At 72.5% G+C, this 25,780-nt stretch carries 22 protein-coding genes and 1 riboswitch; of the genes, 3 read left to right on the top strand and 19 right to left on the bottom strand.

Going from position 1 to position 25,780, the window contains the following annotated elements; genetic code table 11:
- Positions 1–26 precede the first annotated feature (26 nt).
- The 8 genes from AB0946_RS21035 to AB0946_RS21000 form a co-directional block, all read right to left on the bottom strand.
- On the bottom strand, positions 27–1,220 hold the full coding sequence (locus AB0946_RS21035; protein ID WP_366762144.1) for a glycine C-acetyltransferase: 1,194 nt from the start codon (positions 1,218–1,220) through the stop codon (positions 27–29).
- Between the two features lie 44 nt (positions 1,221–1,264).
- Entirely contained in the window at positions 1,265–2,293 is a 1,029-nt protein-coding gene (gene tdh / locus AB0946_RS21030) for an L-threonine 3-dehydrogenase (RefSeq protein ID WP_356341189.1), read from the bottom strand.
- Between the two features lie 198 nt (positions 2,294–2,491).
- Complete coding sequence (locus AB0946_RS21025) at positions 2,492–3,067, bottom strand: GAF domain-containing protein (RefSeq protein ID WP_366762143.1); 576 nt, start codon at positions 3,065–3,067, stop codon at positions 2,492–2,494.
- A gap of 61 nt (positions 3,068–3,128) precedes the next feature.
- Positions 3,129–3,728: an ATP/GTP-binding protein gene (locus tag AB0946_RS21020; protein ID WP_366762142.1), complete on the bottom strand. Its 600-nt coding sequence runs from the start codon at positions 3,726–3,728 to the stop codon at positions 3,129–3,131.
- Positions 3,706–4,077, bottom strand: a complete 372-nt coding sequence (locus AB0946_RS21015; protein WP_030646844.1) for a DUF742 domain-containing protein — start codon at positions 4,075–4,077, stop codon at positions 3,706–3,708. Before AB0946_RS21015 ends, AB0946_RS21020 begins: the two co-directional genes overlap by 23 nt.
- Before the next feature lie 2 nt (positions 4,078–4,079).
- Entirely contained in the window at positions 4,080–4,514 is a 435-nt protein-coding gene (locus tag AB0946_RS21010; protein WP_366762141.1) for a roadblock/LC7 domain-containing protein, read from the bottom strand.
- A gap of 95 nt (positions 4,515–4,609) precedes the next feature.
- The gene (locus AB0946_RS21005; RefSeq protein ID WP_366762140.1) at positions 4,610–6,904 is read right to left on the bottom strand and encodes an ATP-binding protein; all 2,295 of its coding nucleotides are present in this window, start codon (positions 6,902–6,904) and stop codon (positions 4,610–4,612) included.
- Between the two features lie 815 nt (positions 6,905–7,719).
- Positions 7,720–8,895, bottom strand: coding sequence for an MBL fold metallo-hydrolase (locus AB0946_RS21000; RefSeq protein ID WP_366762139.1), 1,176 nt, complete (start codon positions 8,893–8,895; stop codon positions 7,720–7,722).
- 183 nt (positions 8,896–9,078) lie between these two features.
- Between AB0946_RS21000 and AB0946_RS20995 the strand changes: the two genes are divergently transcribed.
- Both AB0946_RS20995 and AB0946_RS20990 read left to right on the top strand, forming a co-directional pair.
- Positions 9,079–10,269 (top strand): Glu/Leu/Phe/Val dehydrogenase dimerization domain-containing protein, encoded by a 1,191-nt coding sequence (locus tag AB0946_RS20995; RefSeq protein WP_366762138.1) that lies wholly within the window; start codon positions 9,079–9,081, stop codon positions 10,267–10,269.
- A gap of 56 nt (positions 10,270–10,325) precedes the next feature.
- Positions 10,326–10,946: a TetR family transcriptional regulator C-terminal domain-containing protein gene (locus tag AB0946_RS20990; RefSeq protein WP_366762137.1), complete on the top strand. Its 621-nt coding sequence runs from the start codon at positions 10,326–10,328 to the stop codon at positions 10,944–10,946.
- Between the two features lie 375 nt (positions 10,947–11,321).
- Here AB0946_RS20990 and AB0946_RS20985 read toward each other — a convergent pair whose 3' ends face one another.
- From AB0946_RS20985 to AB0946_RS20975, 3 genes are all read right to left on the bottom strand, one after another.
- A complete protein-coding gene (locus AB0946_RS20985; protein WP_366762326.1) occupies positions 11,322–12,107 on the bottom strand; it encodes an SGNH/GDSL hydrolase family protein in 786 nt (261 codons plus the stop codon).
- 223 nt (positions 12,108–12,330) lie between these two features.
- Complete coding sequence (locus AB0946_RS20980) at positions 12,331–13,233, bottom strand: LysM peptidoglycan-binding domain-containing M23 family metallopeptidase (protein WP_366762136.1); 903 nt, start codon at positions 13,231–13,233, stop codon at positions 12,331–12,333.
- Between the two features lie 5 nt (positions 13,234–13,238).
- Positions 13,239–13,389, bottom strand: a riboswitch (cyclic di-AMP (ydaO/yuaA leader).
- A 285-nt stretch (positions 13,390–13,674) separates the two neighbouring features.
- Positions 13,675–15,750 (bottom strand): alpha-galactosidase, encoded by a 2,076-nt coding sequence (locus tag AB0946_RS20975; protein WP_366762325.1) that lies wholly within the window; start codon positions 15,748–15,750, stop codon positions 13,675–13,677.
- 172 nt (positions 15,751–15,922) lie between these two features.
- Here AB0946_RS20975 and AB0946_RS20970 point away from each other — a divergent pair, with 172 nt between their 5' ends.
- The gene (locus AB0946_RS20970; protein WP_366762135.1) at positions 15,923–16,720 is read left to right on the top strand and encodes a tyrosine-protein phosphatase; all 798 of its coding nucleotides are present in this window, start codon (positions 15,923–15,925) and stop codon (positions 16,718–16,720) included.
- A gap of 30 nt (positions 16,721–16,750) precedes the next feature.
- Here the strand turns inward: AB0946_RS20970 and AB0946_RS20965 are convergent, their stop codons facing one another.
- The 8 genes from AB0946_RS20965 to shc all read right to left on the bottom strand — a co-directional run bounded on the left by AB0946_RS20965 (position 16,751) and on the right by shc (position 25,736).
- Positions 16,751–16,873, bottom strand: a complete 123-nt coding sequence (locus tag AB0946_RS20965) for a DUF6126 family protein (protein ID WP_037824369.1) — start codon at positions 16,871–16,873, stop codon at positions 16,751–16,753.
- Complete coding sequence (locus AB0946_RS20960) at positions 16,870–17,499, bottom strand: XRE family transcriptional regulator (RefSeq protein ID WP_366762134.1); 630 nt, start codon at positions 17,497–17,499, stop codon at positions 16,870–16,872. Before AB0946_RS20960 ends, AB0946_RS20965 begins: the two co-directional genes overlap by 4 nt.
- A gap of 85 nt (positions 17,500–17,584) precedes the next feature.
- The gene (locus AB0946_RS20955; RefSeq protein ID WP_366762133.1) at positions 17,585–18,970 is read right to left on the bottom strand and encodes an aspartate aminotransferase family protein; all 1,386 of its coding nucleotides are present in this window, start codon (positions 18,968–18,970) and stop codon (positions 17,585–17,587) included.
- Complete coding sequence (dxs, locus tag AB0946_RS20950) at positions 18,967–20,865, bottom strand: 1-deoxy-D-xylulose-5-phosphate synthase (RefSeq protein ID WP_366762132.1); 1,899 nt, start codon at positions 20,863–20,865, stop codon at positions 18,967–18,969. Before dxs ends, AB0946_RS20955 begins: the two co-directional genes overlap by 4 nt.
- Before the next feature lie 31 nt (positions 20,866–20,896).
- Complete coding sequence (gene ispG, locus AB0946_RS20945; protein WP_366762131.1) at positions 20,897–22,030, bottom strand: flavodoxin-dependent (E)-4-hydroxy-3-methylbut-2-enyl-diphosphate synthase; 1,134 nt, start codon at positions 22,028–22,030, stop codon at positions 20,897–20,899.
- Between the two features lie 4 nt (positions 22,031–22,034).
- Positions 22,035–23,057 (bottom strand): adenosyl-hopene transferase HpnH, encoded by a 1,023-nt coding sequence (gene hpnH, locus AB0946_RS20940; protein WP_014676208.1) that lies wholly within the window; start codon positions 23,055–23,057, stop codon positions 22,035–22,037.
- Positions 23,058–23,062: 5 nt separating this feature from the next.
- Entirely contained in the window at positions 23,063–23,704 is a 642-nt protein-coding gene (locus AB0946_RS20935; protein WP_366762130.1) for a 1-hydroxy-2-methyl-2-butenyl 4-diphosphate reductase, read from the bottom strand.
- Position 23,705: 1 nt separating this feature from the next.
- Complete coding sequence (gene shc, locus AB0946_RS20930) at positions 23,706–25,736, bottom strand: squalene--hopene cyclase (protein ID WP_366762129.1); 2,031 nt, start codon at positions 25,734–25,736, stop codon at positions 23,706–23,708.
- Positions 25,737–25,780 lie beyond the last annotated feature (44 nt).

The raw sequence follows: 25,780 nt of genomic DNA, 5'->3' as shown, positions 1-25,780 counted from the left end.
CCATTATCCCAGGGCGTCCGCCCTGGTCAGGCCGTCAGCTCGGCGCGCGCCGCGACGAACGCGTCGACCGCGCGGTCGACGTCCTCCGTGGAGTGCGCGGCGGACAGCTGGACCCGGATGCGGGCCTGTCCCTGCGGGACGACCGGGTACGAGAAGCCGATCACGTAGACCCCGCGCTCCAGCAGCAGTTCGGCCATCCGGGCCGCCTTCGCCGCGTCCCCGATCATGACGGGGGCGATGGCGTGGTCGCCGGGGAGGATGTCGAAGCCCTCCTCGGTCATCCGGCGGCGGAACAGCGCGGTGTTCTCGGCGAGCCGCACGCGCAGGTCGTCGGCGGACTCCAGCAGGTCGAGGACCTTCAGGGAGGCGGCGGCGATCACCGGGGCGAGCGTGTTGGAGAACAGGTAGGGGCGGGAGCGCTGGCGCAGCAGGGCGACGATCTCGGCACGGGCGGCGACGTAACCGCCGGAGGCCCCGCCGAGGGCCTTGCCCAGGGTGCCGGTGATGATGTCGACGCGGTCCATGACGCCGTGCAGCTCGGGGGTGCCGCGGCCGGTCGGGCCGACGAAGCCGACGGCGTGCGAGTCGTCGACCATGACCATCGCGTCGTAGCGGTCGGCGAGGTCGCAGATCTCCGCCAGGGGCGCGACGTAGCCGTCCATGGAGAACACGCCGTCGGTGACGATCAGGCGGCGCCGGGCGTCGGACGCCTCCTTGAGCTTGGCCTCCAGGTCCGCGAGGTCGCGGTTGGCGTAGCGGAAGCGGCGGGCCTTGGAGAGGCGGATGCCGTCGATGATGGAGGCGTGGTTGAGGGCGTCGGAGATCACCGCGTCCTCCTCGCCGAGCAGGGTCTCGAAGACGCCGCCGTTGGCGTCGAAGCAGGAGGAGTACAGGATGGTGTCCTCCTGGCCGAGGAACGCCGACAGCCGGGCCTCCAGCTCCTTGTGCACCTCCTGGGTGCCGCAGATGAAGCGGACGGAGGCCATGCCGTAGCCCCAGCGGTCCAGGGCGGCGTGGGCGGCGGCGATCACGTCGGGGTGGTCGGCGAGGCCGAGGTAGTTGTTGGCGCAGAAGTTGAGGACCTCGCCGGGGCGGCCGCCAGCGGTGACGTTCACGGTCGCGGACTGCGGGGTGCCGATGACCCGCTCGGGCTTGTGCAGGCCGGCGGCGCGGATCTCGTCGAGGGTGGCGCGCAGGTCGTCGCGGACGGTGTCGAACATGGGAAAGCTCCTGAATACCTGAAGGTGCTTGCGGGTGAAGGGGGTTACGCGGTCCAGTCCAGGATGACCTTGCCGCCCCTGCCGCTCGCGGCGTCGGCGAAGGCCGCCTCGAAGTCGCGGTAGTCGTACCGGCCGGTGATCACGGGGGCGAGGTCCAGGCCGCCCTCCAGCAGCACCGACATCGCGTACCAGGTCTCGAACATCTCGCGGCCGTAGATGCCCTTGATGGTGATCATCGAGGTGACGATCCGGGCCCAGTCGACCGGGAACTCCTCGGCGGGCAGGCCGAGCATGGCGATGCGGCCGCCGTGCGTCATGTTCGCGATCATGTCGCGCATGGCCTCGGGCCGGCCGGACATCTCCAGGCCGATGTCGAAGCCTTCGCGCAGCCCCAGTTCGCGCTGTCCGTCGGCGATGGTGGACTCGGCGACGTTCAGGGCCAGGCTCACCCCTATCTTGCGGGCGATCTCCAGGCGCTCCTCGCTGACGTCGGTGACGACGACGTTGCGGGCGCCCGCGTGCCGGGCGACGGCGGCGGCCATCAGGCCGATCGGGCCCGCGCCGGTGATCAGCACGTCCTCGCCAACCAGCGGGAAGGAGAGCGCGGTGTGCACCGCGTTGCCGAACGGGTCGAAGATCGCGGCGACGTCGAGGTCGACGGGGACGCGGTGCACCCAGACGTTGGACGCGGGCAGGGCGACGTACTCGGCGAACGCGCCGTCACGGCCGACGCCGAGGCCGACGGTGGCGCGGCACAGGTGCCGGCGGCCGGCCAGGCAGTTGCGGCACTTGCCGCACACCAGGTGGCCCTCGCCGCTGACCCGGTCGCCGATGCGGATGTCGGTCACGTCCCGCCCGGTCTCGACGACCTGCCCGACGAACTCGTGGCCCAGCACGAGCGGGGTCCGGATCGTCTGCCGGGCCCAGCCGTCCCAGGACCGGATGTGCAGGTCCGTGCCGCAGATACCGGTCCGCATGACCTTGATCAGGACGTCCCCGGGGCCGATGGCGGGCTCCGGGACGTCCGTCAGCCAGAGTCCCGGCTCCGCCTTCTCCTTGACCAGCGCCTTCAACGCTACGGCTCCTGTGGGTGAGGCCCGGCCCGCGGGCGCGCCGAAGCAGCCCGCACCGGGTCAGAGGGGTGGAATCACCCTGCAATCTGCCGTACGCGCGGGCCCGGGTCCATCGAGCTTTTCTTAACCGGCGCCTCAGCTTTCCTACACGCCCCCCGAAAACACCCGTCGCGCCGCCCCGCGCGGCTGTCCTGCGCGTCACAGAGGAAGTCCGTCCTCCCTACTCCGTTCGAGGCGTACGACGAGATCGGCGGCGAGCGCCTTGATGGTCTCCAGGCCCGGCCTGCCCCAGGCGCGGGGCGCTGTGTCGGCCGCGCACAGGGTGCCGAGCGCCATGCCGGAGCTGTCGATGAGGGGGGCGCCGAGGTAGGAGCGGATGCCGTAGCCGTCGACGACCGGGTTGCACGCGAACCGGGGGTAGTCGCCGACGTCCTCCAGGACGAGTGCCTTGCGGCGGACCACCACATGGGGGCAGAAACCGTGGTCGCGCGGCAGGACCCGGCCGATCCGGGCCCTGGTGCCGTCGTCCCGCACGACCGGGGAGGTGGCCGGGGCGCTCAGGCCCGCGAAGAACTGGTGCTCCTCGCCTATGAAGTTGACCATGGCGTAGAGCGCGCCGGTGAGCTGCGCAAGGTGGTCCGCGAAGGCGTCGAGCGCGGGGTCGGGCCGGTCCGCCAGACCGAGCCGGCGCAGCCGCTGGACGCGGGCGGGGGCCTCCTTGTCCTCGGGGGTGAGCAGCAGACCCCGGACCGGCCGGGGCGGCTCGTAGCTCATGGCCGGGCTCCGTCGCTGTGGGCGTACCTCATATGGGGGCTCCGTGGGCGGTAGGGCGGATTCACATGTGGGCGCCGTGGCTGGGCGCGGGCGCCGGGGCGTGGGCGAGGAGATGGCGGACGAGGACGAGCAGGGTCTGGACGCCGGAGCTGGAGATACGGGCGTCGCAGCGGACCACCGGGATCCGCGGGTCCAGGTCGATGGCGGCCCGCACCTCATCGGGGTCGTAACGGTGGGCGCCGTCGAACTCGTTGAGGGCGACGATGAAGGCGAGCCCGCGTTCCTCGAAGAAGTCCACGGCGGCGAAGCAGTCCTGGAGGCGCCGGGTGTCGGCGAGGATCACCGCGCCGAGCGCGCCCTCGGACAGCTCGTCCCACATGAACCAGAACCGCTCCTGCCCCGGCGTGCCGAACAGGTACAGCACATGGCGCGGATCGAGGGTGATCCGGCCGAAGTCCATGGCGACCGTGGTCTCCATCTTGTTCTCGACGCCGTCGAGACTGTCCGTGCCGACACTGACCGTGGTGAGCAGCTCCTCCGTGCTGAGCGGCGCGATCTCGCTGACCGCGCCCACGAAGGTGGTCTTGCCGACGCCGAACCCGCCCGCCACCAGGATCTTGAGCGCGGTCGGGAACGGGTCAGAGCTGTCGTCGTAGTCCATCGAGCACTGCCTCCAGCAGAGACCGGTCAGTGGGTGTGTGGTGGTACACGGGCGGCTTGGTGGTCAGCGCGCCGCAGTCGACCAGGTCGGAGAGGAGCACCTTGGTGACCACGGCGGGCAGTTTCAGCTGGGCGGCGACCTCGGCCACCGAGACGGGCGCGCGGCACAGGTCGAGCGCCTGCGCGTGCTCGGGGCCGAGGTAGCCGAGCGGGGTGACGCCGGTGGCCATCACCTGCGACATCAGGTCGAGGGCGATGCTGGGTTCGGTGCGGCCGTTGCTCACCGTGAACGGCCGCACGAGCCGTCCGGCCGCGTCGTCCAGCCAGGGCCCGTCGCCGGCTGCGGCCACGCTCAGGGCCTCGTCGCCGTGGATTCGACGCTGTGCTGCCGGGGCGCGGTGACCAGGTAGGGGCGGACGCTCTTGACCAGCATCGCCATCTCGTAGCCGAGTACCGCGGCGTCGGCCTCGCGGCCCGCCAGCACGGCGAGGCAGGTGCCGGAGCCTGCGGTGGTGACGAACAGCAGGGTCGCGTCGAGTTCGACGACGACCTGGCGGACGTCCCCGCCGTCGCCGAACCGGACGCCCGCGCTGCGGCCGAGTGAGTACAGACCCGAGGCCAGGGCCGCCATGTGGTCGGCGCTGTCGGCGTCCAGGCCGTGCACGGACTTCACCAGTCCGTCGCAGGACAGGAGCACCGCGCTGGTGGTGTGCGGTACGCGCTGCACGAGGCCGCTCAGCAGCCAGTCGAGGTCGGAGGCGTGGACGGTCGGCGCATCGCTCGCCATGGTGGATCGACTCCTTGGGGTACGAAGACCAGCGGGAGCGCTGGGGGTGGGGGTGGGGGTGGGGGTACGGCGTAGGGGTGCGGGGGCGGAGGCGGTCATCCGGCCGGTGCGCTCCCCTCGGCCCGGCCGCTGCCGCGAACGCCGTCGGCTGCGGGCGCGTGGGCGTGTGCCTGGGGTATGGGGGCCACGTGCTGCGGGGTGGGGTCCGGAGTGGTAGGGACGACCTGGGTTGTGTGCTCGGTGGACATGTGGCCCGGCCCCATGTGGTGCGCTCCGGCGTAGCCCTGCGCTGAGGGGTCCGGGTCCATGTGGTCCGGGCCCCTGTGCCGCGACCCCCTGTGGTCCGGATCGCCGTGCTCGGGGCGTGCGCGCGTCGGCTCGGCCGGTCCCGGCGTGGAGGCCGGCAGGTGCGCGCCTGTCCTGTGCTCACCATCCATGTGGGCCGAGCCCATGTGCCCGTACGCCGTCTCGTACGCCGTCTGCTCGTACGCCGTCTGCTCGGACCCCGGCTCGCGGAGCGCCGGCTCCGGTTGCTCGGACTCCAGGCTCTGCTGGGCCTCGGCGAGTCCGATGCCGCGCTGGAAGGCGGCCATCAGGCCGGGGTCGTGGCCGGCGACGGTGTCGCTCTCCTGGCGGGGCTGCGGGCCGCCGCGCAGCTGGGGCACGATGTGCTCCTGGGCGCGCCGGCGGGGCAGTTGGGGCTTGTCCATGGTGCCGCGGACCGGGCCGACGCGCGGGGTGGGCAGGACGCCCGTGTGCGCCTCCACCGCCGCCCGGTCCTCGGCGCTGATGCCGGGCACGGCCTCGGCGGGTGTGGACCGCGCCTCCTGGGCGCCGCGCACGGGCAGCGGGGCCGGGGCGCTTGCGTGCCACCCGCGCGCGCCGCTCTCCGCCCCTCGCCGCGCCGGGCCCCGCTGGGCGTGCCTGCGCCGCCCGGTCGCCGCGGTCTGCCCGCCGCCCGTCCCGGACCCCGCCGCCTCGCCGGCCGGGTCCCCGCCGCCCACGGTGGACCCACCGGCGCCTTCGGCGGCGCGCCCCGCTCCAGCACCGCTCCCCGCACCTGGCGCGGGCACGGGTGGCCCGGGTGCCACCGCACGGACCTCCTGCGGCGCCCCGGGCTCCCCGGACCGCTGCGGTTGCTGCTGCGGAACGGCGGTCGCGGCGCCCGCGCCCGGCACGCCCGGCGCGTTGCCCAGCAGGGCCTGCGGCACGACGAGGACGGCCTGCACCCCGCCGTAGATGTTGGTCTGCAGCCGCACGTGGATGCTGTGCCGGCGGGCGAGCTGGGAGACGACGTAGAGCCCGATGCGGCCGTCGGCCAGCAGGCTGGCGACGTTGACCTGGTCGGGGTCGGCGAGCACGGCGTTCATCCGCTCCTGCTCCGCGACGGGCATGCCCAGGCCGCGGTCCTCGACCTCCACGGCGAGCCCGGAGGTGACGAGGTTGGCGCGGAGCAGCACCTGGGTGTGCGGGGCGGAGAACACCGTGGCGTTCTCGATGAGTTCGGCGAGCAGGTGGATGACGTCGGCGACGGCGTGGCCGCGCAGTTCGCCGTCGATGGGCGGCACCAGCCTGACGCGGGAGTACTGCTCGACCTCGGCGATGGCGGAGCGCAGCACCTCGGTCATGCTGACGGGGTTGCTCCACTGCCGCCGGGAGACCGCGCCGCCGAGCACGGCGAGGTTCTCGGCGTGCCGGCGGATGCGGGTGGCCAGGTGGTCGACGTGGAAGAGCCCCTTGAGCAGATCGGGGTCCTCGATCTCGTTCTCCAGGTCGTCCAGGATGGAGATCTCCCGGTGCACCAGGGACTGGAGCCGCCGCGCCAGGTTGACGAACACCTCCAGCTTCTGCTGGCTGCCGGTCTGGCTGGAGAGCTGGGCGGCCCGTACGACGGCGGTGACGGCGCCGTCGTACGCGCGCGCCAGATCGGCGGCGAGCAGCTCGAAGTCGTCGGCGTCGGCGGGCGGCCGGCGGCGCGGCCCGTGCTGTGGCGGGGTCTCGCCCTGCCGCAGCGCGTCGACCAGGGCGTGCAGGTCGGCCTCGCCGCGCGCGGCGGTGCGGCGCAGCGCGTCGACGCGGTCGGCGACCGAGCGGGCCGCGCGGTCGGCGGCCACGGCGGCGATCAGGACGGCGGCGACCGCCACGGTGACCGATCCGGCGAGCACGGCCCACAGCAGGGGCCCGGTGCGCGCGCCGGTGGAGCGGAGGCTGAAGAGCACCGCGGCGGTGGCGCTCAGCGCGACCGCGAGGGGCGGCAGGACGGCGAGCCGCATCAACTGGGACCGTATGTGCGTCTCGGGCAGTGCGGGAGCGGGTCGGGCGACCGGTCGCCCGTGCCGGCCGCCCTCGCGGCGATCGGCGCGGGCGGCCGGTGCTCGGAGGTGAGACATCTGCGTCCTCGTACTGGTCCGTCGGGCCTGTGTCCTCGTGCGGTGCGCCGTGCGGGCATGCGTCGTTGCGGGCACGCGTCATCGCCGCCGGCCGGCGGGGCCGGTGCACCCGGCCGCGCGTCGCCCGGCGGACACTCACAGTAGTTGCCTGAGCATCATGTGCGGTGGGCAGTTGACAAAGTCACCCGAGCAGCGTCCCGCTCTGGTATGAGGCGTCGCACGAAGGTCCGATGGCCGCTGCCCGACACCAGGCGGAATCGCGTCAGCAGTGATCTGTCCTGGTCACAAGCGGTCAGGAACGGAACGGTCGGTCGATCCCCCACCCCTCGCGCTCTCCCCCGCGCGGCGCACGCGCGTGCGGGGCTCGCTCCCGGCGCCGCCCGCGCGGCTGCCTCCGGTGCCCCTCCGACCCGGCCCTGCCCAGGCCGTTCATTACTCAACGTGTTCGCTTTGGCCTTGACTGGGCCAGGGGTCGAGCGCGAAGCGGTGTACGCGGTCGACGTCCAGGGTGATCCGCTCGGATCGTCGCATCAGGGGCAGTCCGGTCCGCCAGTGCGGTCGCCGGCCGCGTCGGCGCGGGACTGCTCGAACGAGGTCCGCGGTCGTTCGTCGACCTCGGCGAAGAAGGTCTCCCCCCAGGCCGTCGGGCAGCCCTTCCCTGCCGGCTGCGTACCGGTGGAGCGCCATCGGCTGCACGCGCAGGCCGGCCGCCCGGCGGCGCATGGTCAGGGCCGCCGGCCCTTCCCGGCCGGCGGCATTTCCTTCACGTTCGTACGTTCTGTCCGCGGAAGCGGGGCGCCCCTCGCCCCGGCCGGTCAGGCGCCCGTGTCGCGGGTGGGCGGCTCCGCGACGAACGCGCCGACCGAGCGCCAGGTGCGGCGTACGTCCCCCGACGCGCTCCGCCACCACGCCTCGGCCGGCAGCTTGCCGGCGGCCTCGAACGGCTCGCCCGGCCGGGGCAGGGCCACCGCCTGGCCGGCCTCCTCCGCGGCCTCCTTGGTCCACTCCCCCGGCTCGGCCCAGGGGTGCGGGGCGAGGTTGAAGGTGCCCCAGTGGATCGGCAGCAGGACGCCGTGCGGCGCGCCGCCCTGGAGGTCGAGGTGGGCGCGCAGACCCTCCTGCGGGGTCATGTGGATGTCGGGCCAGAACTCGCTGTACGCCCCGATCTGGATCATCGTGGCGTCGAACGGGCCGTGCGCGGCACCGATGTCCTTGAAGCCGTCGAAGTAGCCGGTGTCGCCGCTGTGGTAGATCCGGTGCTCCTCGCCGGCGACGGCCCAGGACGCCCAGAGGGTGTGCTGGGTGTTGCGCAGGCCACGGCCGCAGAAGTGGCGGGCCGGGGTGGCGGTGAGGGTCAGGCCGCCGACCCGGGTGGACTCGTGCCAGTCCAGTTCGCGCAGCCGGTCCGGGGAGACGCCCCAGCGTTCGAGGTGGGCACCCACGCCGAGCGGCACGGCGAACAGGGTGTCCGTGCCGGCCAGCGCCTTGATGGTGGGCAGGTCCAGGTGGTCGTAGTGGTCGTGCGAGATGACGACGACGTCGACCGGACCGAGCACGGCCAGGGGCAGCGGCACCGGGTGGAGCCGCTGCGGGCCGGCGAAGGGGAACGGGGAGCAGCGCTCGCCCCAGACGGGGTCGAACAGGACGCGGTGACCGTCGATCTCGGCGAGCACGCTGGAATGGCCCATCCAGGTCAGCCGCAGTCCGGTGGCGGGCGGCTTGGCCAGGTCGGCGAAGGTCGTGGGATGCACCGGGACGGTGCCCTTGGGGGCGCGCAGCGGCCGGGTGTCCTTGTCCAGGAACACCTTCGCGAGGTCCAGCGAGGACCCGGTGGGCCGGGTGCGGGCGGGGCCGCCGGGGTTCTGGAAGACGCCGTCCTTGAAATGCGGCGAGCGGCGGATGCGTGCCATGCGCTCACCCCCCGGGTCCGCTCCGAACGCAGCGGGCCGCAGCGCGCGGAGCCCGGAGCTCGCGGAACGCAGACCGGTCACGGTACCTCCCGGTGGAGTGGGTGAGGTCCCCCATTATGGTCGGCCCCGCGGGCTGCGAGGGTCCGGAGGGTGCCTCCGTCCGCCGCCGAACGCCTCTTCCGCGCGTTGACAGGGTCCGGACCGGCTCCGGATACTGACTCGCCGTTCAGGTGATCACCTCATCGCTCCCCCGAGGAAGCCCCCATGGCCACCCCCGTCGCCGCCCCTTCGCTGTCGCTCGTCTGGACCGATCACGTCACCGGCCGCCAGGGCTTCCTGGTCGTGGACCGGCTGGTGCGGGGCGTGGCGAGCGGCGGGCTGCGGATGCGGCCCGGCTGCACGCTGGAGGAGGTGACCGGACTCGCCCGCGGCATGACGATGAAGGAGGCCCTGCACTACAGCCCCGGGAGCCGCTACATCCCGCTCGGCGGTGCCAAGGGCGGCATCGACTGCGACCCCCGGGACCCGGAGGCGTACGGACTCCTCGTGCGCTATCTGCGCGCCGTACGGCCGTATGTCGAGAGCTGCTGGACCACCGGCGAGGACCTGGGTCTCACCCAGGACCTGGTGGACCGCGCGGCGGCCGAGGCGGGCCTGGTCTCCTCGATCCAGGCGGTCTACCCGCTGCTGGACGACGAGGCCGCGGCCCGCGAGCGGCTCGCCGACGCCTTCGCGGTGCGGGTGGACGGCCTCGGCCTGGACGAGCTGGTGGGCGGCTGCGGGGTCGCCGAGTCGGTGCTGACGGCCCTGGACCGGGCGGCGGTGCCGTACCCGGGCACCCGGGTCGCCGTGCAGGGCCTCGGCACGATGGGCGGCGCCACCGCGCGCTTCCTCGCGCGCGCGGGCCTGAGCGTCGTGGCCGTCGCCGACATCAAGGGCACGATCGCCAACCCGGCGGGGCTCGACGTCGAGGCCCTGCTGGCGGCACGGGACGGCTACGGCACCGTGGACCGCGGCGTGCTGCGCCCCGGTGACCGTGAACTGCCCGGCGACGCCTGGCTGTCCACGGAGGCGGAGGTGCTGGTGCCGGCCGCCGTGTCGTACGCCGTCGACCCCGTGAACCAGGAGCGGATCCGGGCGCGTTGGATCGTCGAGGCCGCCAACATGCCCGTCGTGCCCGAGGCGGAGGAGCTGCTGACCGGGCGCGGGGTCACGGTGCTGCCGGACGTGGTGGTCAACTCCGCGACGAACGCCTGGTGGTGGTGGACCCTGTTCGGCGACATCGGCGCCGACGCCGACGAGGCGTTCGCCCACGTCCGGCGCTCGATGCGCGCCCTGACCAGTCAGGTGCTGGACCGCGCGCAGGCCGACGGTACGACCCCGCGCGTGGCCGCGCACGCCCTGGTGGCGGACCGGTTGCCGGTGATCGCGCAGCGGTTCGGCCGGCATCGGTGACGGGCCCGCCGCGCGACCGCTTCGGCGGCACCGGGGGCAACGACTAGGGTGACGGCGTGGCGAGAGTGCGGTTGAGCGTGGCCGAGCGGCGGGAGGAGCTGCTGCGGGCAGCCATCGGGCAGATTGAGGCGCGGGGCGTGGCGGCGGTCAGGATCGCCGACGTTGCCGCGGCCCTCGGGGTGAGCAACGCGCTGGTGCTGTACCACTTCTCCACGAAGGAGAAGCTGGTCGCCGCCGCGTTCACCTACGCGGCCGAGGACGACCTCGCGCGTCTGCGCGGGCTGCTGGACCGGCGGACCACCGCGCTGCGCCGGCTGCGGTCGGCGGTGCGCTGGTACGCGCCGACCGGGCAGGCCAAGGGCTGGCGGCTGTGGATCGAGGGCTGGGCGGTGTCCCTGCGCGAGCCCGCACTGCGGCAGGTCACCCGGGAGCTGGACGAGCAGTGGAAGGCGGCGATCGCCGGCGTCATCGCCGAGGGCGTGGCGGCCGGTGAGTTCGCCTGCCCGGACCCGGCCGGCACGGCACTGCGGCTGACCGCGCTGCTGGACGGGCTGGCGGTACAGCTCACGTCGTACCCGGGCGCGGTGCCCCGGTCCCGGGCACAGGAGTGGGTGGACGACGCCCTCGCTCGCGAACTGGGTCTGGAGCGCGGGGCGTTGACGGACAGACGGCGCTGACGCGCGGGCTTCCGCGGAACCGCCGGCGCGACCGGACCGCGCGCCGCGGACACGTCGGCACCGGGGCGCGGGGTCATCCGAGGTGCGTCCGTCCATCGCGGCACCGTTCCCGCGGGGCCCGGGGCGGGCGTGCCGGCCCAGCCCGGCGCCAAGGTCCGGCACGTGACCGAGGCCGAGACCGGCCGTTCGGACCGGCCTTGGGGGAACCGCGCCGTCGGCGACGCTCGCCCGCGCTGCCGGACGCGGTCGCCCGGCTCCGGCTGCCCCGCCTGCTCGACGAGCCCGCGACCGGGCCGTACTGACCGCCGTCCAGCCCGCGCCGGCGGTGCGGGCGCGGGCCGTGGCGGGTCGGCGGGTCGTGACAAGCCGGCCGGGTCAGGCCACCGCGGCGATCCGCATCCTGATGTCGTCCGGTGACAGTGTGCCCTTGGCGGTCACGTGGTCGCCCGAGGACTCACCGCGCAGCCGGCGGCCGATCCAGGGGACGAGGTACTCCCGCGCCCACTGGACGTCGTCGCGGCGGACCTCCAGCGTGCCCCGGGGCGGCAGTGGCGGCCACGGCTGCTCCGGGTCGGCCGGGACGTCCAGGCCGAGGACCTGTCCCGCGCGCAGCGCCACGCGCGTGTGCCCCTCGGGCGAGAGGTGCAGCCGGTCGCTGTCCCAGGCCCTGCGGTCCTGCACGGACTTGAGCGACCACAGGTCGAGGACGGGGCAGCCGTACCGGTCGGCGATGGCGCGGACGTGCCCGTTGTAGGTGGCGATCTTGCCGCGGAGGTGTTTGAGGACGGGGACGCCACGGGTGTCGAAGCCGGTCGTCACCATCACCGTGCCGGCGGCCCGCGTCAGCCGGGCCAGGGCGCGTTCGAAGCGCTCGGCCACCTCGTCGGGGTCGGTGCCGGGGCGGATGATGTCGTTGCCGCCCGCGCAGAAGGAGACCAGGTCCGGGGCCAGGCCGATGGCCTGCGGCACCTGGTCGGCCACGATCTGGTCCAGCAGCTTTCCGCGCACGGCGAGGTTGGTGTACTGGAAGTCGCCCTCGGGACGCCGGTCGGCGAGGAGGACCGCGAACCGGTCGGCCCAGCCCACGAACGCCCCGTCGGGGCCGGGGTCGCCGACGCCCTCGGTGAAGCTGTCCCCCACCGCCACGTACGACCCGATCACTGATCTGCTGTCATTCTTCGAATCGTCTGCCACGTCGGACCATGATTCACCTTCGGATGTGACCTACGCGACCGTAGGCCGTACTTGACGAACGGTGAGATGAGCCACTCTTAAAGAGTTCGCAAATCCAGGAATAGAAGCTGCACGGTACACCGAAGGCCGGACCCGGGGATCGTGGGTCCGGCCTTCGGTGGTCTGTGGGGCAGGCGGTGCGAGGGACGGGTCAGCCGACGGCGACGCCGTGCGAGCGGAGGTAGCCGACCGGGTCGACGTCCGAGCCGTAGTCCGGCGTGGTGCGGATCTCGAAGTGCAGGTGCGGGCCGGTCACGTTGCCGGTGGCGCCGGACAGGCCGACCTGCTGACCCGCGGTCACGGTCTGCCCGGCCGAGACGGAGAGCCGGGAGAGGTGGCCGTACTGGGCGTAGTGGCCGTCGTTCAGCTTGACGACGACCTGGTTGCCGTACGCGCCGCCCCAGCCCGCGGAGACGACGGTGCCCGCGGCGACGGCCTTGACCGGCGTGCCGGTCGGGACGACGAAGTCGACGCCGGTGTGGTAGCCGCTGGACCACATGCCGCCGGCGACGTGGTAGCCGGTGCCGACGGTGGCGCCGGCCACCGGGAGGGTGTAACCGGCGAAGGCGGGCTGGGGGGCCGGCGCCGGCGCGGCCTGCCGGGTGGTCTTCGGCGCGGCGGGCCGCGTGGATCCGGGAGCAGCCGGCTTCGGGGTCGCCGGTGCCGTGGCGGCCGGCGCGGCCTTCCCGCCGATGCTGAGCCTCAGGCCCGGGTGGATGAGTCCGGGGTCGGCGCCGACGGCCTGCCGGTTGTCGTCGTAGAGCCGCTGCCAGCCGCCGCCGACCTGCTGGTCCCGGGCGATCGTCGCGAGGCAGTCGCCACTGCGCACCGTGTAGGTGCGCGTGCCCGCGTCGTGCCGCGCGGCGGTCTGCTGCGCGGTGCCGGGAAGGGTCCGCACGGCCGTTCCGGGCACGGACTGCGCGGGGGCCGCGGCATGCGCTCCGGTGGCCCCGAGGAGGGGCAGGGCCAGGGCGGCGCCACCGGTTCCGGCGGCGGCGAGGGAGCGGGAGAACCGCGGGGTCCTGGGACGTCGGTGCTTACCCTTGGCAGGCATGGCGCGATTCCTCTCCGGCGCCTGCGAGGTGAGCTGTCGGGTTCGGGCTGGAACCGCCCGGCCGTGCGCGGCACGGCTGCACCCCCGGCCTGTCGCGGAGACCGGACAGGCAGTCGTACCTGGTGGGTCCCCCGCTCCTGCCGACGCGGGTCATGTGTGGGGAGTCCGGGCGGCGGCAGGATTCGGCGTTCCGCCCGGATGGGTGGCGAACGTAAGCGAGCAGGACGCGCGGAAACAAGCGGCCGGTTCCCGTGGTTCCGGTTCCGGGTGATCGGGTACGGGAATCCACGGTCACCGAACGTGAATTCCCGGCCCGCTCCCCTTCTCAATTCTCCTTTTCCGCAACGGAATTGCATGGACATGAGATCCGGGGCACATCAGCAGCCGTACGACACACGGTCACGGATATGACCCTCCTCACGCCCAGCGTCCTCAAAAGGGTCAGATACGGCGCAGGCGGATGACCGTCGCATCCAGGTCACCCTTGAGCCCGGTGCGCAGCCCGTGGTGCAGCAGGACGGCGCCTCGGTGCACTTCGCCCGTTTCGCGGCATTCGTACGACGCCGTCGGGTCGAGCCCGCGCAGCCGCACCGCCGGCACCGGTTCGCCGTAGCTCTGCGCCTGCAGCCAGGCCAGGACGACGGTCTCGGCCCCGCGGACGTACTGCACGGCGCTCAGACCTCCCGCCGGGGGCCGCAGCCGGTACAGCTCCCCGTGCTGCACGACCGGGCGGATCTCCTTGTACAGCTCCACCCACCGCCGGGCCTCGGCCAGTTCCTCCGCGCTCCACTCCGTCAGGTCGCCGCCGACCCCGAGCACGCCCGCCATGGCGCTGACGAACCGGAAGCGCAGCGAGCTGGCACGCCCGTTGAGCTGGGTGTTGGGGCTGTCGGTGACCCAGGCCGCCATCACGCGCGCGGGGTGGATCTGCGTGAAGCCGTGCTGGATGGCGAGCCGGTCCAGCGGGTCGGTGTTGTCGGAGGTCCACACCTGGTCGGTGCGGCCGAGCACACCGAGGTCGATCCGGCCGCCGCCGCCCGAGCAGGACTCGAAGGCGACCTGGGGGTGCGCGGCGCGCAGCCGGTCCAGCAGGGCGTACAGGGCGCGGACGTGGTCCACCCACAGGCGCTGCGGGTACGGCTCCCCGGGCCAGCCGGCGTCGGTGAAGCAGCGGTTGAAGTCCCACTTCACGTAGTCGATGGGGGCGCTGGACAGCAGGGTGTCCAACTGCTCCCACAGGTACTCCTGCACGTCCTCGCGCGCGAGGTTGAGCACGAGCTGGTTGCGCAGTTCCGTCCGCCTGCGTCCCGGTTGGTACTGCACCCAGTCCGGGTGGGCCCGGTACAGGTCGCTGTCCGGGTTGACCATCTCGGGCTCGACCCAGATGCCGAACCGCATGCCGAGCCCGTGCACCTGGTCGGCGAGCGGCTTGAGGCCGTGCGGGAAGCGGTCGGGGTTGGGGGTCCAGTCGCCGAGACCGGCGCGGTCGCTGGTGCGGGCACCGAACCAGCCGTCGTCGACGACGAAGAGCTCGATCCCGATCTCGGCGGCCCGGCGGGCGAGCGCGAGCTGCTGCTCCTCGGAGATGTCGAAGAAGGTGGCCTCCCAGGAGTTGAACAGCACGGGCCGGTCGTGCTTGGCGTCCGGGATGACGTGCGCCCGCTGGTAGGCGTGCCAGGCCCGGCTCGCGCCGCCGAAGCCGCCGTCGCTCCACAGCCCCGCGAAGACCGGGGTGGTGTACGACTCCCCGGGCGCGAGGAGCAGCAGACCCGAGTCGTCGTAACCGGCGCCGCCGGTGATCTGCACGCGCGCGTCCGGGAGCTGGGCGACCGCTATGCGCCAGGAGCCGGACCAGCCGAGCGCGCAGCCGTAGACCTCGCCGCGCTCCTCGGTGGCGTCGGTGTCCAGGGCCACCCAGGGCAGGTGCTGGTGGCCGGTGTGGCCGCGGCGGCTGCCGATGACCTTCTCACCGTAGGTGAGGGGGGCGGTGGTGAGCCGGGACTCCGCGGCCCAGCGGCCGTGCAGCTGGGACAGCCGCCAGCCCTCGCGGTCGGGCAGGGTCCAGGTGGCCGCGTCGGCCCGCAGCAGCTCCACGCGCGCCCGGCCGCCGTTCTCGACGGTCACCCAGCGCTCCACGACGTCACCGCGCATCCGGTAGTGCAGGGTGACCGCCACGCCGTCGTCGTCGAAGCGCAGCCGCAGCTCGTCGTCCTCCGTGGTGCCGGACGACACGAAGCGCCACTCGGTGCCGCGCCGCTCCTGCGTGCGGACGGAGAGGGCGGGGCGCACGAAGCGGGGACCGCCCTCGACGGGGTACTCCTCGCGGCCGTCGAGCGGGGACTCGAAGGGCCAGTAACCGGGCAGCGGGCTCACCGCGAGCGCCTCGGCGTCGGCGAGGGCGATCCGTGGCCCCCAGTGCAGATGCAGCAGCTCGTCCGCGTCGGTGAGATGCAGGGCATAGCTGCTGCTGGGGCCCGACAGGAGCCACGTACGACCGTTTTCGGCGATGTCCACCATCGAGACCTCACAGGTGCCAACAGATCCGCTCAAGTGCCAACATCATCAAGGGCCGCGGACCCCTCTGACAATGCCTGTGGACAACTCATTGCCCGAGGAAATCGATGCCGTATGGTCGACGCAGCGCCCGCCGACGAGCCGCGACGGCGGGGACCGACCGGGAGGAGCCCCCGTGACGCAGCAGGTCCCTTCGACCGAGCCGGAGCTGGCCGGAGTGCGCAATTTCCGTGACGTGGGCGGGCTGCCGACCACGGACGGCCGGCGAGTGCGGTACGGCGTGCTGTTCCGCAGCGGGCACCTGGCGCACGCGACGCAGGAGGACGCGGCCTTCCTCGCCTCCCTGGGCCTGCACACGATCTTCGACTTCCGCAACGCGGCCGACCAGAAGCTGGAGGGCCCGGACGTCGAGCTGCCCGGCGTGCGGAACGTGAACCTGCCGCTGAGCGACCCGGCGGACGGCGCCGAGTTCTGGAAGATGGTCCGCGACGGCGACCTCGACCAGCTGCGCGCGATCCTGGACGACGGCAAGGGCGCGGCCCGGATGATCGCCTCCTACCGGAAGATCGTCACGGAGCGCACCGCCGAGCACGCGCGCGTGCTGCACGCGCTGGCCGACGACAGCGTGCCCGCCCTGATGCACTGCGCGGCCGGCAAGGACCGCGCGGGCATCTCCGTGGCGGTCACGCTCCTCGCGCTCGGGGTGGAGCGGGACGCGATCGTCGCCGACTACCTGGAGTCGGGCGCCGCGCACCGCCGCTACCGGGTCCGCCGCAGCGGCAGCGCGCACACGGCGTACACCCCCGAGGTGATGGAGCTCCTCGACCCGCTCTTCGACGCCCGCGCCGAGTACCTGGAGGCGGCCTTCGCGAGCATCGAGGACACCTGGGGCGACGTCCACACCTACCTGGCCGAGGGCCTCGGCCTCACCCCCGCCGCCCGCGAGCGCCTGCGCGCCCGCCTCCTGGACTGACGGCAGGACGCCGGCCGGCCGGCTCGGCCCCTATCCCTTGCCCCCCAGCGCGAACAGCAGATAGAGGAACGCGGCCAGGACGTGCCCGAGGGCGATGTAGATGATCAGCCGGATCCACAGGGATCGGGGGAACTTCTCCTCGAAGTTGCTCATGGCAGCTCTCCGGTCAGCGGGCCCAGGCACAGCGTGGCCGTGGGGCTCTGCAGCAGGGTGTGGACGAACAGCAGTTCCACGCCGTCGTGGTCCTCGGCGGCGAGGCGGTGCGGGGTGAGCGAGTCGAAGTGCGCGCTGTCACCGGGCCCCAGCAGGTGCGCGGTGTCGCCGAGCCGCAGGCGCAGGCGCCCCTTGAGGACGTACAGCCACTCCTCGCCGGGGTGCACGCGCACGATGTCGCCCTGCGAGCCGTACGGCACCCGCACGTGCAGGGCCTGCATGCCGCGGCCGGGGGCTCCGGCCTGGACGTACGTCCACCCGCCCGCGCGGGTCGGCTCCATGTCGGCGGCCCGCACGATCGCGTCCCGGTCGGCGACCGTCTCACCGAGGAGCTCGGAGACCGTCGTACCGTAGACACGGGCGAGCGCGAGCAGCATCGGCAGCGACGGCTGGCGCTGCCCGGTCTCCAGCCGGGACAGGTGGGCCGGGGAGAGCCCGGCGGCGCGGGCCGCGGCCTCCAGCGTGAGGCCCGCGCGCCGGCGCAGGGCGCGCAGCTGCGGCGCGACGGCGGGCAGGCCGTCGTCCGGAGCCGGGCCCGTCCCCGACGCGGCGTCTGAGGCGTTCATGCCTCCATTCAGCACCAGTATTGCCTCAGAGGCAATTTTCTTGCCTCTGAGGCAAAAGAGGGCGGCCGCGCCGGCCGGCACTTCCTCAGCGGTTGGCCACCGCCTGCTTGATCAGGGTCTTGCCGAAGTCCCACATCAGGCCGCCACCGCTGTGCGCGTCGTCCATGACCGCGGTGAACGCCTCCACGAACCGGTCCACGTCGGCCTCGTCCACCACCAGCGGCGGGATGAGCTTGATCACCTCCAGATGGTCACCGGAGACCTGCGTGAGGATGCGGTGCTTCTGCAGCAGCGGTACGACGACCATCTGGGCGAACAGCCCCTTGCGGGCCGCCTGGAGCATGGCCCAGCGGCTGCGCAGCTTCAGCGAGGACGGCTTGCCGAACTCGATGCCGATCATCAGGCCCCGGCCCCGGACGTCGGCGAGCAGCTCGTACGTGTCGACCAGCGCGGTGAGCCGGGACTTCAGCAGCTCGCCCGTGCGGCGCACACCGGCGACGATCTGCTCGTTCTCCATGACCGAGAGCACGGCGAGCCCGCACGCCATCGCCTGGGCGTTGGAGCCGAAGCTCGCCGAGTGCACCAGCACCCGGTCCATGGACGAGTAGACCTTCTTGAAGATCCACTCCTTGCCGAGGGTGGCGCCGACGGGCACGTAGCCGCCGGAGAGGGCCTTCGCGACGCACACCAGGTCGGGTTCGACGCCGTCCTCGTGCTGGTACGCGTAGAAGTCACCGGTGCGGCCGAGGCCCGTCTGCACCTCGTCGGCGATGAGCAGCGCCTTGTGCCGGTGCAGCAGTTCCTGCGCGGCCCGCAGATAGCCCGGTGGCGCCTCGTGGACGCCCTTGCCCTGGATCGGCTCCACGATCAGCGCGGCGACGTCGCCCTTCGCCAGCTCCCGCGCCAGGGCGTCGAGATCGCCGAGCGGTACGGCGGTGTCGGGCAGCAGCGGGGCGAAGCCGTCGCGGAAGCCGCTCTCGCCGTTGACCGAGAGGGACCCGGTGGTCAGGCCGTGGAAGGCGTGGTCGCAGTAGAGGACGCGCGGCTTGCCGGTGGCGTACCGGGCGAACTTCAGGGCTGTCTCCACCGCCTCGGTGCCGCTGTTGCCGAAGAACACGCGGTCCAGGTGCGGGCTGTGGGCCAGCAGCCGTTCGGCGAGCAGGCCGGGCAGCGGCTGGCAGTCGAAGCGGGTGAGGTCGGCGAGGTCCAGGTCCAGGACGTCGTGCAGCGCCTTGCGGACGACCGGGTGGTGGCGGCCGAGGCCCATCACGCCGAACCCGGCGAGCATGTCCAGGTAGTCGTTGCCCTCCGCGTCGAAGAAGTGCGCTCCCTCGGCACGCTCGTAGACCTTGTCGAAGCCGATGGTGTGCAGCATGCGCGGGAGCTGCGGATTGAGGTGCTTCGCGTGCAGCTCGTAGCGCTCGGCTCCGCGCTCGGCGAGCAGGGCGCCGAGGTCGAACTGGGTGGTCATTCACTCTCCTTGACTGCGCCGCCGACGTCCTTGACGGCCAGGCTCGCGCTGATCCGCCCGGCGATCTCGACGGGCGTGAGACCGATGTCGGCCAGCACCTCGCCGCGCTTGGCGTGCGCGAGGAACTGCTCCGGGATGCCGAACCGCCGTACCGGCACGTCCACGTCGGCGTCGCCCAGGGCCAGCGCCACCGCCGAACCGACGCCCGCCGCACGGCTGTTGTCCTCGACGACGGCCACCAGGCGGTGCCCGGCGGCGAGCCCCGGCAGCGCGGGGTCGACCGGCTTGACCCAGCGCGGGTCCACCACCGTGCAGCCGATGCCGCGGGCTTCGAGCAGCTCGGCGGCCTGGAGGCACACGGGGGCCATCACGCCGACGGCCACGAGCAGCACCTCGGGCTCTTCGGCGCGGTGCAGGACGTCCACGCCGCCGACGCGGTCGAGCGCCGGGAGGGACGGGCCGACGGACTCCTTCGGGAAGCGGACCAGGGTGGGCGCGTCGTCCACGGCGACCGCCTCGCGCAGCTGGGCGCGCAACTGGTCGGCGTCGCGCGGGGCGGCGATCCTCAGACCCGGGACGACCTGGAGGACGGACATGTCCCACATGCCGTTGTGGGAGGGCCCGTCGACGCCGGTGACACCGGCCCGGTCCAGGACGAAGGTGACCCCGCAGCGGTGCAGGGCGACGTCCATCAGCAGCTGGTCGAAGGCCCGGTTGAGGAAGGTGGCGTAGACGGCGACGACCGGGTGCAGTCCGCCGGTCGCGAGGCCGGCCGCGGAGACGGCGGCGTGCTGTTCGGCGATGCCCACGTCCCACACCCGGTCCGGGAAGCGTTCGGCGAACTTCCCGAGGCCGACCGGGTGCAGCATGGCCGCCGTGATCGCCACGACGTCCTCGCGCTCCTCGCCGATCCGCACGATCTCCTCGCCGAACACCGAGGTCCAGGAGGGGCCGCCCGCCGGGGTGAGCGGTGCGCAGGTGAGCGGGTCCATGACGCCGACGGTGTGGAAGTGGTCCTCCTCGTGCGCGAGGGCGGGCTCGTAGCCGCGGCCCTTCACGGTGAGGCAGTGCACCAGGACCGGCCCGTGGAAGCGTTTCGCGCGGCGCAGCGCGGACTCGACGGCGCCGATGTCGTGGCCGTCGATCGGGCCGAGGTACTTCAGGCCCAGGTCCTCGAACATGCCCTGCGGGGCGAAGGCGTCCTTGAAGCCCTTCTTCGCGCCGTGCAGGGACTCGTACAGCGTGGAGCCGACGACCGGGGTGCGCTGGAGCATGTCCTTGCCCCAGGCGAGGACCCTCTCGTAGCCGTCGGTGGTGCGCAGCGTGGCCAGGTGGTTGGCGAGGCCGCCGATGGTGGGGGCGTACGACCGCTCGTTGTCGTTGACGACGATGATCAGCGGCCGGTCCTTGGCCGCGGCGATGTTGTTGAGCGCTTCCCAGGCCATGCCGCCGGTCAGCGCGCCGTCGCCGATGACCGCGACCACATGACCCTTCTCCCCCAGCACCTGGTGGGCCTTGGCGAGCCCGTCGGCCCAGCCGAGCGCGGTGGAGGCGTGGCTGTTCTCGATGACGTCGTGTTCGGACTCCTCGCGCGAGGGGTAGCCGGACAGTCCGCCCTTGCCGCGCAGCTTGGAGAAGTCCTGACGGCCGGTCAGGAGCTTGTGCACGTAGCTCTGGTGGCCGGTGTCCCACAGGATGCGGTCGACCGGTGACTCGAAGACCCGGTGGAGCGCGATGGACAGTTCCACGACGCCCAGGTTGGGGCCGAGGTGACCACCGGTCCTCGACACCGCGTGCACCAGGAACTCACGTATCTCCTCGGACAGTTCACCGAGTTCCGCCTCGGACAGCGCCTTCAGGTCGCGTGGTCCCCGGATCTTCTCCAGAATGGTCACGCTCGGGCCCCCTCTCGGTCCGTGCCTTGCCTCAACTCACTTGGTCTGCGGGGCTCGTCCGCTCGGCGAGCTTCATGGCCTCCTCGATGAGGGTCTCCACGATCTTTGACTCGGGGACGGTCTTGACGACCTCGCCCTTGACGAAGATCTGGCCCTTTCCGTTGCCCGAGGCAACTCCGAGGTCGGCCTCGCGGGCCTCGCCCGGACCGTTGACCACACACCCCATCACCGCGACCCTGAGCGGCACGTCCATGCCGTCCAGCCCGGCGGTGACCTCCTCGGCGAGCTTGTACACGTCCACCTGGGCCCGGCCGCAGGACGGACAGGAGACGATCTCCAGCCGCCGCTGCCGCAGCCCCAGCGACTGAAGGATCTGGATGCCGACCTTGACCTCCTCGACGGGCGGCGCGCTCAGCGACACCCGGATGGTGTCCCCGATGCCCCGGGACAGCAACGCCCCGAAGGCCACCGCCGACTTGATCGTGCCCTGGAAGGCGGGGCCGGCCTCGGTGACGCCGAGGTGCAGCGGGTAGTCGCACTGTTCGGCGAGCTGCCGGTAGGCCTCGATCATCACGACCGGGTCGTTGTGCTTGACGGAGATCTTGATGTCGCGGAAGCCGTGCTCCTCGAAGAGGGACGCCTCCCACAGCGCCGACTCGACCAGCGCCTCCGGGGTCGCCTTGCCGTACTTCTGGAGCAGGCGCCGGTCCAGGGAGCCGGCGTTGACACCGATGCGGATCGGGGTGCCGTGGTCCTTGGCGGCCCGCGCGATCTCCTTGACCTGGTCGTCGAACTTCTTGATGTTGCCGGGGTTCACGCGCACCGCCGCACAGCCGGCCTCGATGGCGGCGAACACGTACTTCGGCTGGAAGTGGATGTCCGCGATCACCGGGATCTGCGACTTGCGGGCGATGGTCGCGAGGGCGTCCGCGTCGTCCTGCGTGGGGCAGGCGACGCGGACGATCTGGCAGCCGGACGCGGTGAGTTCCGCTATCTGCTGCAGGGTGGCGCCGATGTCCGACGTGCGGGTCGTCGTCATGGACTGCACCGACACCGGGGCCCCGCCCCCGACCGCCACCGGCCCGACGTGGATCTGCCGCGACTGCCGTCGCGGCGCGACCGGACGGGCCGGTACCCCGGGAACGCCCAAGGGAACGGCGGTCATCGCCTCACTCCCGGTTCCCGGAGACGGTCTCGCGCATCGCCCGCAGGGACTCCTTCAGGGAGCCCATGGTGGCGAGGACGGCGGTCGGCTCGTAGCCGCAGTGCGCCATGCAGTTGTCGCAGCGCGGGTCCTTGCCGCGGCCGTACTTGTCCCAGTCGGTCTTCTCGATGAGTTCGCGGTACGTCGGCACGTACCCGTCGCTCATCAGATAGCAGGGGCGCTGCCAGCCGAAGAGCGAGTAGTTGGGGATCGCCCACGCGGTGCACGGGAAGTCGACCTTGCCCTCCAGGAAGTCCAGGAAGAGCGGGGAGTGGTTGAGCCGCCACTTCTTGCGGTTGCCGCCGGCGAAGGCCTTCCGGAACAGCTCGCGGGTCTGCTCGACGCCGAGGAAGTGGTCCTGGTCGGGAGCCTTCTCGTAGGCATAGGCGGGCGAGATCATCATCTCGTCGACCTTGAGGTCGTCGTTGAGGAAGTTGAGCACCTCGATGATGGTCTGCGGGGTGTCGGTGTTGAAGAAGGTGGAGTTGGTGGTCACCCGGAAGCCGCGCCGCTTGGCCTCCTTGATGGCCTCCACCGCCTCGTCGAAGACGCCTTCCTTGGCGACGGACTCGTCGTGCCGCTCCCGCAGCCCGTCGATGTGCACGGCGAAGGCGAAGTAGGGCGAGGGCGTGAACTTGTCCATCTTCTTGCGCAGCAGCATCGCGTTGGTGCACAGGAAGACGTACTTCCGCTTCGCCACCAACTGCCGCACGATCTCGTCGATCTGAGGGTGCATCAACGGTTCGCCGCCGGCGATGGACACCATCGGCGCACCGGACTCCAGCACCGCGCCCACGGCCTGGGCCACCGGCATGCGCTGCTTGAGCACACCGGCCGGGTGCTGGATCTTGCCGCAGCCCTCGCACTTCAGATTGCAGGCGAACAGCGGTTCCAGCTCCACGATGAGCGGGAACTTGTCCCGCTTGCGGAGCTTCTGTTCAGCCAGGTATGTCGCGACCTTGATGGACTGGCGCAACGGCATGGCCATCTGGCTCACCTCCGAGGGAGCAGCAAAGAACGGTGCCATTCAAAAAATGAGGGAAGGATGGAACGAAGAACGCGGAAGGCCGATATCCCACCGCGCACCGTGCCGATCCGGACGAGTTCGTGTTCCGGGGCGTCCACGACCACCCGGACGGCCGCGACCGGGCGCTCGCCCGTGCGGACGGCGGTGCGGAGTGTGGCCGCCGACTCCATGTCGACCGCGATCGCGCCGGTGGCCAGCAGATCGTACCGCTCGGGCCCCCGTACGACGTGGTCGGAGCCGGTGAGCGGGCCGGTGTGGACCGTGCGTCCGGGCAGCAGACGCACGAGTTCCTTGACCAGCAGGTCGGTGCCCACGCACGGGACGGTCCCGTGCGCGTCCCGGGTCTCCTCGGCGACGACCAGGTCGCCGGGGTGCATGCCGGGCGCGAGCCCGGCACAGAACCCGGTGGCCAGCACGGCGGTGCCGGCCGCCGCCGGGCCGGCGAGGTGCCGGCCGACGGAGCGTTCCGCCGCCTTCGGGCCCATGCCCGTACGGACGACGGTGTACGGCCCGTCCGCCCCGCTGCTGTCACCGGTGCGCAGGGCGAGCTGCTCGATGCCGAGCGCGCAGGCGATCAGCAGCGGGGCCGGGGCGGGCTGGCCGTTCAAGTCAGCTCCCCGTCGCCCGTGACGCGGTCGTCCCGGCCTTGGCGAGCAGCTTGCGCTCGAAGGGGTCGCCGTGCAGGTAACGGCCGAGCGCGGTGAGCGGGAACACCTGGCGGTACAGGTGGTAGTTGATGGAGAAGTCCCAGGGGAAGCCGGTGCCGGTGAAGTACGGCTCGTCCCAGCTGCCGTCCTCGCGCTGGGTCTCGGCCAGCCACTGGATGCCGCGCTCGACCGCCTTGGAATCCTTCTCCCCCGCCGCGAGCAGCGCCATCAGCGCCCACGCGGTCTGCGAGGCGGTGGACGCGCCCCGGCCGCTCCACTCCTTGACGTACCTGTAGGAGCGCAGGTCCTCGCCCCAGCCGCCGTCGTCGTTCTGGACGCTCTCCAGCCAGCCCACGGCCCGCCGGATCGCCGGGTGCGAGCCGGGCAGTCCGGCCGCGGTCAGCGCGGGCACCACCGAGCCCGTGCCGTAGATGTAGTTGACGCCCCAGCGGCCGAACCACGAGCCGTTGGGCTCCTGTTCGGCGAGCAGCCAGTCGATGCCGCGCCGGGTGCGCGGGTCGTGGGCGAGGCCCTCGGCGGCGAGCATCTCCACGACGTGCGCGGTGACGTCCGCGGACGGCGGGTCGATGACCTCGCCGAAGTCGCAGAACGGCAGCCGGTTGGGGAACGGGCTGGTGTTGTCGACGTCGAAGGCGCCCCAGGCGCCGTTCTTCGACTGCATGCCGAGGTTCCAGCGCACGGCCCGCCCGATCGCCTTGTCGACGCGCTCCGGGTCGTGGTGCCGGACCCGGCGCAGCGCGAGGGCGACCTCGGCGGTGTCGTCGATGTCCGGGTAGTTGTCGTTGTGGAACTCGAACGCCCAGCCGCCCGGCGGCAGTCCGGGACGCTTCACGGCCCAGTCGCCGGGGCGGACGATCTCCTCGCCGAGCATCCAGTCGGCCGCCTTGACCAGTTGCGGGTGGTCGACGGGCAGACCGGCGTCCACGAGGGCGATCGTGGCCAGGCAGGTGTCCCAGACCGGGGACTGGCAGGCCTCGATCATGCGGGCGCCGTCCTCGCGCCAGACCGCGAAACGGTCCAGCGAGGCGAGACCCTCACGCATCACGGGGTGCTGGAGGTCGTAGCCGAGCAGGTGCAGGGCGATGACCGAGTACACGGCCGGGGGCTGGATGCCGCCCCAGCAGCCGTCGTTCTCCTGCCGCTCGATGATCCAGCGGGCCGCCGCGTTCATCGCGGCCTTGCGCAGCCTGCGCGGGGCGACCTTGCGGAACTGGTGCAGCGCCTTGTCGATGCGCTGGAAGGCGCCGTCCCAGCTGGCCACCGGGGCCAGGGGGCGGGGCGGGTTGGGCCGGGCCGGGTCGGTGTGCAGTTCGTCCAGCGGGAAGGGCGCGGGGCGCACCGGGCGCTTGGCCGAGACGATGGTGAGCGGGACGATGGTCTGCCGGGCCCAGCATCCGAAGTCGTAGATGTTGAGCGGCATCCAGGTGGGGAACCAGATCAGCTCCGGGGGGAGCTCGGGCAGGTCCTCCCACTTCCACCAGCCGAACAGGGCGAGCCAGATCCGGGTGAACACGCGGGAGGCGGCGATGCCGCCGCGCTCGCGGACCCAGGCGGACGCCTTCGCCATGTGGGGGGCGTCGGGCGCGTCGCCGGCCAGGCGCAGGGCGACGTACGCCTCGACGGTGGTGGACAGTTCTCCGGGGCCGCCGTAGAAGGTGGCCCAGGTGCCGTCCTCACGCTGCTCGCCGCGGATGAACTTCGCGGCGGCCCGCGTGGTCTCCTCGTCCTGGATGCCCAGGAACTGGCGGAGCAGCAGGTCCTCGGCGTCCATGGTGACGTTGGTCTCCAGGTCGCCCTTCCACCAGCCCTCCGAGTCCTGCCGGGAGAGCAGGAAGTCGGTGGCGCGTCGTGCGGCGCGCGCGGCGGCTTCTTGTACCCCGGCCGCCTCGGGGGTGGTGAGGGTGGTGTCGCTGGCCGCGGCAGCCCGGGACGGCAAGGTCGCCCCGGTGCTTCCGTCGGTCGTCGCTGTCATGGCTTCCCCTTCGTGCAGTCGTGCGAGTCGTGCTGCTGTGGGTC

The organism is Streptomyces sp. NPDC046870 (assembly GCF_040704595.1).
Classification (GTDB): Bacteria; Actinomycetota; Actinomycetes; order Streptomycetales; family Streptomycetaceae; genus Streptomyces; species Streptomyces argyrophylli.
Note: the sequence above shows the minus strand (reverse complement) of the source record. Positions and strands in the feature narration are given on the sequence as shown.